Source organism: uncultured Chitinophaga sp., assembly GCF_937898475.1.
In the GTDB taxonomy this organism is placed as follows: Bacteria; Bacteroidota; Bacteroidia; order Chitinophagales; family Chitinophagaceae; genus Chitinophaga.
On record NZ_CALEJS010000040.1, the window covers coordinates 287,150 to 301,321 of the forward strand.

Genomic DNA, 14,172 nt, shown 5'->3' on the forward strand with positions numbered 1-14,172 from the left:
ATTGGTATGGAAATAACAGTAGCCTGATCTTTTGCTTCTTTATCCTTTAGTCAATAAAACAAAGCTAAATCAAATCACTGCAATATAAACACACCGGTAATATTTTTCTAAGAATTTAAGTTCTCATTCTAAGTTATGAGTCATCAGATATTTTTGATGGCTATAAACTTTCCTTTTTAGCATAACGGCTATTTTGAGTTTCTGTATGGATCATGCCTTGCAATAGGCTTTAACACTTGTTCGAATTTAGAACACTATCTGGTAATGATTGTTATCATCTTGGAATTTTTTTTGTAGTCACTTTGGCCATTTAATATATGGGATAACAAAAAGTTCTACTAGGTAGTATAGACGTGTTGAAAGAAAAATAATGGTAATTTTGGAGTTATTCCATTAATTGTTGCAATCAACGATTAATGGGTCCTTTAATGTTTTAAAGTTTTGAGGAATCTATCCTCCCGGTTTTCTTTAGACCGGGAGCTTTTTTATTACGTCCATTAGCTTTAGCTTTACACTTATTGATCTCTCCTTTTCCCTACATCTTTGTTAGCTATTTACTCCTTGTTTTGATAGAGTGGTCTCATTAACAAATTCCCCTTTTTTAAAGAAGATACACTTACTGCTATCTAATTGCAGGCAAAATACTGAACTTACTTTGCCCTTACATTCCCTCAAAATGAAACTATTGATTATTATCCTTTTGAATGTAACAACGGGCGTTCTCCACGCATGGTCCCAGCCTCAACAATTAGTTCAGGTGAAAGGCTGTATAGTCGATAAGGATAACCAACAGCCCTTGGCTGGTGCCACGGTGGCATTACTATATTCCAAAGATTCTACGCGAGCTACATCTGGCTTTACAGATAAAAGTGGAATCTTTGTTCTGGAGGGAGTGAAGACAGGAAATTATAAATTATACGTTACTTATCTAGGATACCGGCCTATAGTCCGTTTGCTACAGATTCTGGTTGCAGATACACTGATCGATCTAGAAACCCTGGCTACCCAGAGGTCGGGGGTAACCCTGAAAATGGTGGAAATAGTGAAGGCCAGATCGCCAGTAGTTATAAAGAAAGATACGATGGAATTCAATGCTGAATTTTTTAAAATCCGTCAAAATGCCGTAATAGAAGAATTATTAAAGAAGTTACCAGGATTACAAGTAGAAAATGACGGGACTATCAAATTCAATGGAGAAACTATAAGAAGATTACTCATTGACGGGAAACCATTCTTCGGGAACGACCCCAAAATCGCTACTAGAAATTTGCCTGCAGACATGATAGATAAAGTGCAGTTGATAGACAAAAGTGGTAATCCTTCGGTATTTACAGGAATAGAATCAGAACGCGGCAAGACGATTAATATAACAATAAAAAAGGACAGGAAGGGTCATTTCCTGGGCCGTGCAGCTATTGGCTATGGAACGGATAACCGTTTTGCGTCGAATGTAAACTTAAACCGGTTTAGCGACAGTGAGCAGCTATCTTTTTTGGGAAGCATGAATAATGTAAATAATACCGGGTTCATTGATGGTGAAAGTAAAGGCATATTAGGCAACGGCGGTGGAATTATCACCAACAGAAATGGTGGCGTTAATTATAGTAGAGACATTAATGACAAACTGAAAATAAATAGCAGTTATATAATAAATACAGATAAAATTGACAACTCATGGGACAGTTATCGCCAAAATATGCTGCCAGATACTACTTATTATTATAATCAGCATGGCTACTCACAGGACGAAAACACAGTACAGACGCTGAATGTCCTCATGGAGTACAGGCCTGATTCTATGCACATGCTAAATTTAACGGGTAATTTTAGTCACGTGACTTCCAATAATAAACAGCAAAACCAATACGAATCACTGAACGGAAAGCAGGAAATGGTGAATGCAGGATACCTGGACAATGTAAGTAACGCCACCGCGCCTAACTTCTCAACTTCTTTAGTTTTCTCCAAACGATTCCATAAAAAAGGAAGAATATTCAACGCATCCTTTAATATCAGGTATAATAGCAATGATCAGGACAACATCAACAGGTCCAACAATCTCTTTAAACAACCTGATGATGTGATAATTTTGGATACTATTAACCAGTATAATAATACCGGTAGCAAAAACAATGTGTTAAATTTTCTCTTATTCTTTGCTGAACCTATTTTTAAAGACAGCTTTCTTGACCTCTACTTCTCTTACACGAGGGATTATTCATCAAAAAAGAAGTCAACTTATGACTATAACCACGTCAAAGGAGAATATGACCATTTCAACGACAGCCTTAGTAATTCTTTTAACAATATTTCGAAGTATTGCCATACAAGTATCGCCATACGTACTCAGAAGGCTAGGTACAAATATAGCATTGGCCTGAATATGCTACTAAACAGCCTGAACAACAACAACATCAGCCAGCGCACCCACTTTCAGAACAACACGACTAACTTCTATCCAACCGCCACCTTCAACTATGAATTTGTATCAGGCAGCAGACTGGATTTCAATTATGTCGGGAATCCCGAACAGCCGGACATTCTACAACTGCAGCCCGTACCCGATAATAAGGACCCGCTATACATTCAGCTCGGCAACCCGGATCTGAAACCTGGCTTTACACATAATGTAATGATGACATACAACAAATTGAATACAACTACCCTCCGCAATTTCACAATCAATGTCACTTCGAACTTCATGACTAACAAGATCATTAATGCGAACTGGTTTGACTCATTAGGGCGACAGGTAAGCCAACCACAGAACATAAGTGGAGCCTATAACATCAATGCTAATCTCCTAAACACATTTCCGCTAAAGAGAGAACAAACGTTTATCAATGCAAACACTATACTTGAACTCAGGCGAGATGTTAACTATATTAACGGTGTAAAGGGGAGTAGCACGAACTACAATATTTCGCAGGGTTTTGACGCCAACTATGCATTCGGAGAGCACCTTGGTCTTTCTGGTGGCGCCAGTGTCAGCTATAACCGAGTAAGGTATGACTTGACAAAGGAAAATAATACCGCTTACTTCAATTACAATATTTCCTGCAGCGTTAGGGGGGTATTGCCCCTCGGATTCTCCGCGGGTCTCAACCTTGACTACATTTTGAATGTCGGTCGATCTGAAGGATATAACCAAGGTGCTACCCTTTTAAATGCTTATATTTCAAAGGAACTGTTCCGAAGCAAACAAGGGGTCATTAAATTACAGGGATTTGATATACTGAACCAGAACCTGAATGTAAGGCGTACTGTAAATGAAAATTTCATAGAGGATATGCGAACCCGTGTTCTAAGACGTTTTTTTATGCTCAGTTTTTCGTATCTCCTGAAACCAAAGGAAGATGGAAATTAAGAAGCCGCTGATCAGCGGCTTCTTAAAATAATTATTGATCAAAATAGTCAGGCAGAAGTGTTAATTCCAAGTTTTTACACCACGCCTCATTTTCTCCAGGTTCTGTTTGACATCATCAATCCTTCCATTGCCCGGATTCAGTGTTAGCGCTATCTCTTGTATCCGGATAGCTTCTCTGGTTCTACCCAGTTTATAAAGAATGTTGGCATAGGTGTCATAATAATTGGCTGTCGGCTCCTTTTCGATTACCTTCCTACTCCAGGACAGCGCCATCTCCAGTTTCTCCGGGTCGGATGTGCTTATGAATAAAAGCCACGCATCATTATTCATATCGTAAACAGATGTTTCCTCAGGATACAACTCATGTATCTTCGCTTTAGTGGAACACCACTCTTCTAGTCCCGTATGATGCTGATGGAACCGGTAATAATAATAGAACGCTTTCTGTACTAGGAATACTCTTTCTCCATCGCGGCCATAAAGGCTCACCATTTGCTTTCTGATCCTTTCAAAATCAGAGGCATCAAGGTTGGAATAATTTGCGGTTCCCTCCTTGTCCAACATTACCGGGCTGAATTCGTTCCAGATAAGACTTCTTACAACAATCCCAGCGGCATCCACTCCTAAAACCTGATCTATCCTACTGGCGTTCTCAGAAAATATTCTAAACCCCGCGTCCTTTGTAGACAGCGTGATATGCTTTAGTAGTAGCAGGTTATCCTTAGCGAAGATGTTCTTTACCTTTTTCAAATAAGCGTCTGTCAATCGCCTAGTATTAGCACTGTCTTTACTTCTGAAAGACATCAACAACAATCTTCTTAAAAAGGAAGAGTCATTCCCCTCTTTTTGGTAAAGTTTTATCAATTCACCATAACGGACATCGGTGTCATTGATGTCGATATCTTTTGCGATAGCGCCGGGCCATTCAAAGATCTTTGTCTGTTTGACAAGCGCCTGGTTCAGTTCGCGGAGCTTCTTTACCGGCATCTTGATCATTTCCCTGTCATAGGTAAGCAGGCCGTTCTCCTCGCCTTCCACATCAAAAGGCTGGGTATAGATCGAAGCGCTTAAACCTTCTACCTCCAGCTTTTTCAACTGCTCCATCATCATTTTATACTTCTCTGCCAGCTCACTTGGGGTTCCTTGGACATATCCCCATCCCTGCAGGTCGTTCCATTCATGATCCGGAACCGAAACACCGATACCTCCAAATTCGCCCAGCACTCTTGCCTTACCAGGTTGCCCAGGCACCTGCATCGGATCAGGATAGGAATGAACATCCGTCATATCACTGCTGACCCAGGGTGAGTCTGCGGGAGCTCTCAGCTGCTCGTCCACATAGAGCAACTCCCCGGAGTGGCCATTCACCAGTCTGGAGGGATCATTTACTTTAACCCACTCGGTCAACCTTTTCTGATCATAAGCGCCCCATCGCTCATTGAAAAGCACCCAGGTAACGATACTGGGATGGCTAGACAGCTGCTGCATTGTTTCCTTTACTTCTTTCTCAAAGTGCTGCGTCGCACCTTCCGGTAACAAATGAGGTGGGTTCACAAAATCCTGCCAGACCAGCATCCCAATCTTGTCTGCATGGAAATACCACCTTTCGGGCTCCACTTTTATATGTTTCCGGATGGTGTTAAATCCCATCGCCTTGATAGCCTTAATATCAAATGCAAGAGCCTCGTCTGTAGGAGCGGTGTAGAGTCCGTCTGGCCAGAAGCCCTGATCCAGTATTCCCAGGTTGTAAGTATACCGGTTATTCAGGAAAATCCGGTCTACTCCCTTTTCATCCTTCTGGATCGATATCTTCCGCATGCCGAAGTAGCTTTCCACTTTATCCAGAGTCGTATTTTCCTCCACTAACTCGATTGAGAGATCGTAGAGGAAAGGATCGTCCGGCGACCAAAGGCGTGCATTTTTTACAGGAAGCGCGATGACTGTTCCCGGATTACTAGTTACTTGGCTGATCACCTTCCCTTCTATTTTTGCCGTTACCTTTATTTGTGAATTCGGGCCTCCGCCTACTGTATAAACAGTTACGTTCAGTATCCCCTTATCAATATCAGGAGTAGTTTTCAGATCTGCTATATACATACTAGGTACTTTTTCAACCCATACCGTCTGCCAAATACCACTACTGGGGGTATAGTAAATATTTTCAGGGTTCAGAACCTGCTTCCCGTGGGGGTTAGGACCCTGATCGGTCGGGTCAAAAACTTTTACCAAGAGCTCATTGTTGCCGTCCTTCAGAAAGTCAGTGATGTCAAAATAAAAACGCTGGTAACCACCACTGTGTTTCCCTACCTCTTTATCATTTATGAATACGGTCGTTTCCCAATCGACAGCTCCGAAATGCAACAACAGGCGTTCGTTGACAGCTAAATCAGGCTTCTTGATATTTCTCTTATACCAAAGATTCTCGTCTGGTTTTAACGGTTTCATCACGCCCGAAAGAGCGGATTCTACCGGGAAAGGCACCAGTATCTTACCATCAAATTTATCCGGCTTGAATGCACTAATTGGCTTAATAGCATATTCCCACATCCCGTTCAGGTTAATCCAATCTGGACGTACCATCTGTGGGCGTGGGTATTCATGCAGCGCATTAGCAGGGTTAACATCTTTGGCCCAACGAGAGGGTATATGTAACGGTCGCATTTTCCAAATGGTACCAGAATCTTGCGCATAAGTCCTAACGAGAACAAATGAAAGCGCAGCTATAACCATTAAAGTCTTCTTCATTAATAATATGATTTAAAATTTGATCCTTGAATAATTTCTACCTCATTGTTCCGGGTAACCAGGATTCTGATGTCCCTTTAAACTCGGATTGCGCTGTATATCCTGTACAGGAATTGGGTATAAAGCTTTATAAGCCGCCCAAGAACCTCCTTTTGCTGGTGCTACAATGTTCATTACTTCATCAACCTTTGCCGTTCGTTTCAGATCACACCAACGGTGCCCCCATTCTGTAAAAAATTCTACCTTCTTTTCCTGCAAGATTGCGTCTAGTATGGTAACCTGACTGGCTGCTGCAGTAGGGCCTAAACCAGCCCTACTTCTGACAGCATTAATATCTTCTTCTGCAGAGTTAGGTCCATTTAGCCGGCCTTGTTGTGCCCTGGCCTCACCACGGATCAGATATTGTTCGCTCAGGCGAAGAACAGTCAGATATTCTGTTCGTGGCTGATCAGGGAGATAAACCTTATACTTGGCCGGGTACGCATACGTTTTGTTATCGACAGTTACACTGTCAATCCAGGTGTTTTTACGGGTATCACCCGGTTCAAAGGCATTGAATATGTTCTTACTGAGAAAAACGGGCCTTGAAGAATTCGGGCCCATCGGAATGGCCTCCAATATGAATGCTACCGCATCCAAGGTATTATAAGAAGGTGCTACTGGCTGCAATTGCCAGATCGCCTCTTTGCTGGTACTTAAGAAAACTGCCTCAGGAGCCTCCAACTGATAGCTTGATGTAGCGGCAATGAGCTTACTTGCCTCCTGTTCAGCTAAAGACCACTGATTAGTATAAAGGTATGCACGGGCCAGCAATGCCGTAGCGGCTGCTTTATTGGGACGTACACGCTCTTGAACTACAGTCACTCCATCAGCACCAACATAATTCTCGTTTAAGTTATTCTGTGCATCCTGAAGGTCCTGAATGATCTGCTCATAAACCTTATCCTTGTTTGTGCGCGGGGCAACACTATTGGCCTTGATATCTGTATTTGTTAAGAGCGGGACGTCACCGTAAAAATTGACCAGATAAAAGTACATGAATGCTCGTAGAAATCTAGCCTCTCCCAGCAACTGCTGCTTCACAGAGGTGATTATCTGGGAAGAAGCACTAATGCCTTCGATTGCAGCATTCGTCCGGAATATATAGGCATACAGGTCAGACCAGAACAATTCATTTCCGTTATTTGTTAGAGAATTACTATACAACACGCTTAAGATGTCAGGCGGAGAAGTAACCGATACAAGCTCGTCAGCCGACAACCCCGTTTTTACCGCGATAGAAGATACCCCTGTAAATATGCCATAATTGCTCATGTCTGAATAGATGCCGGTCAGGACTGACGCAGCCGTTGCATTTGAACTATAAATATCACTCCCAACAACATCCTGTATAGGAGGATCCACTTCTATCAGTTTTTTACAGCCTGCAACGGGTATCATTACGATTGAAAAAGAGGCCAAAATCCAATGTAGCAGGATCGCCTTGCCTGATCTATTGCTTAATCTGTTATTATTGTCCATGATGAAGTTTTGTGAGAATAAATACATTAAAACGTCACATTCGCACCAACGGTTATAACTCTAAGAGGAGGTAATGTGCCTATCGACTGTGTTTCCGGATCCAGTCCCTTATAATTGGTAATAGTCCATAGATTCTGACCCTGTAAGTAAATCCTTATGTTGTTCAGATGCAGCTTTTGCTTAAATGATTTGGGTATAGAATAAGATAGGGACACATTCTTTAACCGGATAAATGATGCATCTACATAGTTCCAATTGCTTTCCATTAACCTGTTACTGGCATTTATCAAGTCATCATTAACTACACCGTATATTTTCTGAATGTCCGAAACATCGCCGGGTGTCTGCCACCTAAACAAATACTCTGCAGGTAGATTCCTGGCGCTCACTCCGGCTATAAGCAGATATGGCGATAACGGATTCAGGCCGTTCTGTTTCGTAAACTGAAAGTGGACGTCCAGACTGATCCCTTTATAGCTGAACGTATTCGATACTCCGCCATAAAACTTTGGGGATGTCATAATCCTGATATAGCGACCGCCATCCACTCTTGTGGGATCCTCGGGGCTCAACGTATTTTTCCCCTGAGTGTCTGTGAACTGGTACTGACCTGTATTCGGGTCAACACCTGCGGAATTATAGACTCTGGCAATACCGGTAAACGGCTGGCCAACTTCAGAAGTATAATATGCTGAATTGCCCAAATCGGGGAATGAGACCAGTTTGTTCCTATTTGAAGTAAAATTGATAGAAGTTGACCAGAGAAGGCTGTTGGTCTTTATATTTTCCGTGGTTAATGTTAGCTCTACCCCCATGTTTTGGATGACAGCAGGAAGATTATAAAGCAGGACTCCAGGCCCGGCCATAGTTGGAGCAGGATAGCCTAGCAACTGGTTATTTGACCGGTTCCGGAAATAGCTGGCATTAAGCAATATCCTTTCTTTAAAAAAACCAGTCTCTAATCCAAACTCCATTTTCTTCGTAACCTCCCACGCATAATAGGCATTAAAAAGCCCAGTGGACCGGTATCCCCTGGCTCCCTGGTAAGGATCAAGTCCTATAATAGGCTCATATCTTTCAAGATACTGGTAATCACCGATGCCGTCATTGCCGGAGGTGCCATAACTGAAACGTAGTTTACCGTAGCTTATGATGTTATCTGCTACCTTCATGAATTTCTCCTGTGTAAATATCCAGGCAACACCTACTGATCCAAAATTTCCGAACTGGTTACCAGGACCAAAGCGACTACTACCGTCCCTCCGGGCAGACAGGCTCAATAAATATTTATTATCCCAATTATAACTCAAACGCCCGAAGAACGCAGAATACCTATATTGGGAAGAAGTGTTGCTTGCCCATAACGTTGTCGCCGCGGCGAGATTGGACAACAAGGCGTCGTTAGTAAACCCGTATGCAACGAGGAATTCACTCTCCGCATCTGTGCTCTGATAGCTTGCTCCGATCAATGCGTCCAGTTCTCCCTTCGAAATATGACCATTATAGTTTATCTGTGGCTCAACGCTGAGGTTCTTGATATAACTTGTATTAAAAGCTGATCCGGCCTCCGACGCCATATCCTCCGGTTTTTTGCCGGCGAACGGATCAACTTTTCTAAATGAGTTCCCGCGCAATTCATTATATCCTACCTGTGCCTTTAATGTTATATGAGGAAATACTCGATAGCTGACAAGTCCGCTTGCGACCAAGTTCTTTACCTTGGCATCATATGTTTTGCTCAATTGTGCATATGGGTTATTCCAGCTACTTATGCCGGAGGACAAGGGTTCCCAATTCAAACTACCATCGGCATTGTAGGGAGACGGAGCGTTAGGAGATAGTGTGAGAGCTTCATTTGTAAAATCAATTCCTGGTAATGTGTTCCGGTCCGCCATATAGCTTACTGTTACAGTTGTATTTAACTTCTGGTTAGGAGATTCTCCAGTAAGGCTGAGATGTGCGCTTCCTTTCGTATCGGCATTATTTCCTGGGAAAACTGTTGTTTCCTTATGGTAATTGCCGCGAATCTGGTAACGGACAAGGCTGGTTCCACCGGAAACGGAGGCCTGCATATCATTGTACCTTGCTGTTCCTCCGATCAGCTCTTTCTGCCAGTCAATATTCCGGTTCTTATCCCAGGCAAAAAGATCTGGCGCAACTAAATCTGTGTATGCCGGATCTCCATATGGGAATGTGTTTATAAAATCAATTCCTGCATTATCATATCCCTCTTTGCGTAATTTCAGGTATTCCTCTGTGTTCAATAATTTCATCTTTTTAGGAACATCTGCCCAACCAGTCTGTACATTTATGTCCACTTTTGTTTGACCAGGTTGACCTTTTTTTGTGGTGATCAAAATAACACCGTTGGCTCCCCTGCTCCCATAGATAGAAGTTGCATCGGCATCCTTCAGCACTTCAATTGATTCTATATCATGTGGATTGATAAAGCTTAAGGCCGAGAACTGAGAGAGCTGGTCATGGCCTAAACCTGTGATATTATTTATGACTGGAAGACCATCTACTACAATTAAGGGCTCTGAAGCATAGTTTAACGAATTCTTACCGCGGATTTGTATGTTTACAGTCCCCCCTGCAAGGCCGGTAGTGGGTGTGATCTGCAGACCTGGAACGCGTCCCTGTAATGCCAGCAAGGGATTATTGACTGGTTGCCTTTCTATTTCCTTTGCTTTGACGGTACTGATATTACCAGTGCTATATCTTCTAGTTGTGGTGCCGTAAGCAATTACAACGGTTTCATCCAATTCACTGACCACAACATTCAGTTGTACCAGGATGGTTCTTCTTTTTACAGGTATTTCTCTAGTTTCATATCCAACTGATCTAATGAGTAATACAGATTTCTGGTTTACATTAGGTAAACTGAAATTCCCATCGGCATCAGTTGTAGCTCCTTGCTCGGTACCTTTCACTAAAACCGTGGCACCCGGTATAGGAGCACCGTCAACTTCGGTCACTTTACCAGTAACAGCAAAAACTGTGGAAGATGTATCCTGACCGTTATTGGTTTGAGCTATGTTTTTTTTTGCTGCATCCTCCTTTCTAATAATCAAGATCGTCTCTTTTTCAAGATACCAGGTCAGATTTTTACCTCGAAGTAAATGAGTCATTACATCGGCCAAGGGGGCTTTGTTAAAATTTACTGTTACTTTTTCGCTGCTGGATAACTGAGTCAATGATACAGAGTACATAACTGCATAACCGGTTTGCTCTCTTATGGTATTAAATACCTGCCTTAGAGGTATATTAGTGCCTTTCATTGTAACAAATAAATCTCCTTTATGACTGGTGGCCTGAGCGTTGCTCGCATAACAGGTAAAGGATAAAATAAAGGCGGTAATAAGAAGCCTGTAGAAAATACAGCCTCTAAGCAGTTGCAGCGATTGCATAAGCTCTTAGTTTTGCGTTGATAGTTTTTGTTTGTTCCTTGCTAAACCGGTATAGGGAAGCATCCGTTCATCATGACAACTATTTATATAACCGGAATTCATAATCCGGCGTACTATTCGGCTACTGCTATTTTTCAATGCATTGCCCGGTATGGTGAACAATATTCAATACCTGTATTTTCACGCTAAATATTATTTAAATTATTTACAATTAATTAACAATTTTTAAATCTAAATAATGTCTGAGGAATCTTTATTAAAAGTCTGCTAAAATCAAGGAGTTACAATAGGCTTCGCTGTTATATTGGAAATAGGAAGATTTGGATGGCGGGCTCATTAACAAAGCGATAACAAAGATGTTAAGAAATAATTAACCTTTTACTTTTATTTTTAACGCTATTTTTAAGTGAAAGCAAAAGACAGACAACTAATGGGGCAGGTAGCTGACTACTTTAATAGTAGTCTTATCATGCGGATCACCTTGCACAATATGTTTTATCTAACAGGGGGCGAGGGGTTAAAGTAATCTCTTGACCCAGTTTTAACGATTGCATGGCATTATTTTATTTATATTTTTGTATCCGCTAACTGTCATGTGTGTATGAAGCATGCATTTCCCGCTTCTCTAAGGCGGGTATTCGGGGGATTTCCATATAAAGAATGTAAAGAATGTCAAGTCAAGAGGACATAGTTTTACTGGAGCGTCTAAAAGCGGGCCAGGCTGAAGCGCTTTCCGACTTATTCGTTAAGTACCGTAAGCAATTACTAACGGTGGCTATAGGTATATTGGAGAAAGACCATGAAATGGAGGCACAGGATCTTGTGCAAGATATATTCGTTGCCTTCTGGGAGAAACAGCATTTTCTTAAAATTGGACCTCCGTTTAACGTGAAAGGGTATCTAATTAAGATTGTTTATTATAAGTGCCTGGATTTTGTTGAACACCAAAAGGTGCATCGGCATAGAATGCAGCGGATTCAGGAAAACTTGCCGGTTATTTTCAGCGAAAATTATTTGGAAAATAAAGAATTAAAACTGCAGATACACGCGGCCATACGGCAAATCCCCCCCGGCCGCGCAAAAGTATTCGAGCTTACTTATTTGGAGCATAAGTCCCGTAATGAAATTGCCAACTTACTGGGTACCAGCCCTAATACCGTTAAGAACCAACTAGTGGCCGCAGTCCGTGAAATCCGCAAAATTCTACAAAATAATTTAGCTCACTAGTCCGCCGAAGCGCCAAATCCCGTTTTATAAGTAAGGAATTGCCTATGCAACCCGATCAGCACTACATATATGAATTGATGTCAGGCAAGCTTATTGGAGAATTAAGCGAAGAGGAAGAACAACGCCTGGAGCAACTGATAGCGGATGATCCCGAGGTAAGAAAGCAATGGGAGCAATTCAAGGAAAAATTCTCAACGAAAGACATTGAAACCCGCCTGAGCCGCCTTGACAACGCGTCTTGGGGGAATATCGGGGAACTCATAACAAGTGAGCGACCTGGTAAGCGTAAAAGCAGAATCTTTAGCCTGGTGGGCTGGGCGGCTGCTTCACTAGCCGGAATTTTGCTGACGGTATATTTTATTACTAACCCTCTACAAAAAGAGGACGAGCCAACGGTGGCCACTATTAAACAAGAGAGAACTGTTGATCTGATACTGGCAAACGGGGTTACCGTAAATCTTTCGGGAGGACAGGATAGTATTCAATTAGGTAGCACGTTACTCAACAACAGGAATAAAACATTATCCTATTCCATCCATTCGGGCCAGCCGGCTGGTAGCGGCGGCCTGAATAGGTTAAATATCCTAACAGTTCCCGTGGGAAGGGATTATCATGTTGTATTATCGGATGGTAGCGAAATTTGGCTGAATTCCGCAACGAAGTTGCTGTTCCCCTTTGCCTTTGCCGGCAATAAAAGGGAAATCGCTATTAGCGGAGAAGCCTATCTGAAGGTGGCAAAGGATAGCAAGAGGCCTTTCCTTGTTCATTTATCAAACAGTTTTACTTCCCGATCAGCCAACATGAATGGGCCAACCTCCATTGAGGTCATCGGTACGGCGTTCAATGTGAACTCTTATAGTGACACAACTGTTAAAGTGGCCTTGGTGGAAGGAGCTGTACTTTTCAAGGCTGCAGGTGAAACGACCTCCATAAAACCAGGCATTGAAGCAGTATATACTGAAAATAAAGGGGTTATCACCCGAAAATTCAATAAAGATGACGTTTTGAGCTGGCGGGAGGGGAAGTTTTATTTTACCGAGGCGACTTTGGAAGAAATAACGTCTGTATTGCCGCGCTGGTATGGGGTTAAAGTGATAATAGATGATGCTGATATGGCTCAAGAACGCTTTACTGGTGTCATTAACAGGAATGAGCCCATTACTATTTTCCTGGATAAGATGTCCCAGATTATGCAAATAGACTATTATTTTGATCACGAAGGGATTTTGCATTTTAAGCATCGATAAGGGGAATGTAGTTTAATATCATACGCCCAGGTATTGGGATAGGGAGATGATTTTTGTGTAGTAGAAGGTCTATATCCGTCTTTTAGCGTTTGACTTTTAAACCGATGCATATGATGCTCAAGGGATGGGTATTGCTATCGCAAGAGTAGAAATACCAGGAAAATGCATTTGCCTTATTCGATTTAGATTTTTTTAAACCTAACGGTAGGGCTATTCCTGGCCTATACCTTTTAATACTATCCTATGAAAACCTTTTTTACTGGGAAAGAAGTTTCCCGAACACGAATGTTAGGAGATAGTGCCCCTGTTCTCCTGATAGCTGTCAGGAAAAGAACAGGAAGCTGGTAAATTATTGGCCGGTAATTCTTTTTCACCAATAGATTCTAGCTTCGAGGCCGTTCTCTAACGGCCTTTTTTTCTAAAGCAGAAGATTTTTGATCAATAAAGAACAGGAATACTATCATTATGAAAGTCTTAACGAATCTAAACCCTTTGTCCCTTGAAAAACTTAATCCCACGGCTATGCCGGTTACTGAAACCGATTGATGTAGCATTTGATCATGAAAACTTCATCCGGTTGTTACTCCGGCGTAAGGATGGTTGTAAGCCAGCGACCAACCCCATCTTTCTAACAACAAGTCCAGCTTTTAACTTA

General features: G+C 42.0%; 6 protein-coding genes. 3 read left to right on the forward strand and 3 right to left on the reverse strand.

What is annotated here, in order from left to right; genetic code table 11:
• The first annotated feature begins 676 nt into the window (after nucleotides 1-676).
• Nucleotides 677-3,367 carry a TonB-dependent receptor gene (locus tag Q0577_RS24445; protein ID WP_298741013.1) on the forward strand — a complete coding sequence of 897 codons (2,691 nt, stop codon included), beginning with the start codon at nucleotides 677-679 and terminating at the stop codon, nucleotides 3,365-3,367.
• A 60-nt stretch (nucleotides 3,368-3,427) separates the two neighbouring features.
• Here the strand turns inward: Q0577_RS24445 and Q0577_RS24450 are convergent, their stop codons facing one another.
• Genes Q0577_RS24450 through Q0577_RS24460 form a run of 3 tightly spaced genes read right to left on the reverse strand, consistent with a single transcriptional unit; the run spans nucleotide 3,428 to nucleotide 11,043 of the window.
• Nucleotides 3,428-6,112 carry a sugar-binding domain-containing protein gene (locus Q0577_RS24450; protein ID WP_298741015.1) on the reverse strand — a complete coding sequence of 895 codons (2,685 nt, stop codon included), beginning with the start codon at nucleotides 6,110-6,112 and terminating at the stop codon, nucleotides 3,428-3,430.
• Between the two features lie 42 nt (nucleotides 6,113-6,154).
• Entirely contained in the window at nucleotides 6,155-7,633 is a 1,479-nt protein-coding gene (locus tag Q0577_RS24455) for a RagB/SusD family nutrient uptake outer membrane protein (RefSeq protein ID WP_298741017.1), read from the reverse strand.
• Between the two features lie 26 nt (nucleotides 7,634-7,659).
• Nucleotides 7,660-11,043 carry a SusC/RagA family TonB-linked outer membrane protein gene (locus tag Q0577_RS24460; RefSeq protein WP_298741019.1) on the reverse strand — a complete coding sequence of 1,128 codons (3,384 nt, stop codon included), beginning with the start codon at nucleotides 11,041-11,043 and terminating at the stop codon, nucleotides 7,660-7,662.
• Between the two features lie 669 nt (nucleotides 11,044-11,712).
• On the opposite strand from Q0577_RS24460, the gene Q0577_RS24465 reads away from it, so the two are divergent.
• The gene (locus Q0577_RS24465) at nucleotides 11,713-12,270 is read left to right on the forward strand and encodes a sigma-70 family RNA polymerase sigma factor (protein ID WP_298741021.1); all 558 of its coding nucleotides are present in this window, start codon (nucleotides 11,713-11,715) and stop codon (nucleotides 12,268-12,270) included.
• A 44-nt stretch (nucleotides 12,271-12,314) separates the two neighbouring features.
• Nucleotides 12,315-13,517, forward strand: coding sequence for a FecR domain-containing protein (locus tag Q0577_RS24470; RefSeq protein ID WP_298741023.1), 1,203 nt, complete (start codon nucleotides 12,315-12,317; stop codon nucleotides 13,515-13,517).
• Nucleotides 13,518-14,172: the final 655 nt, after the last annotated feature.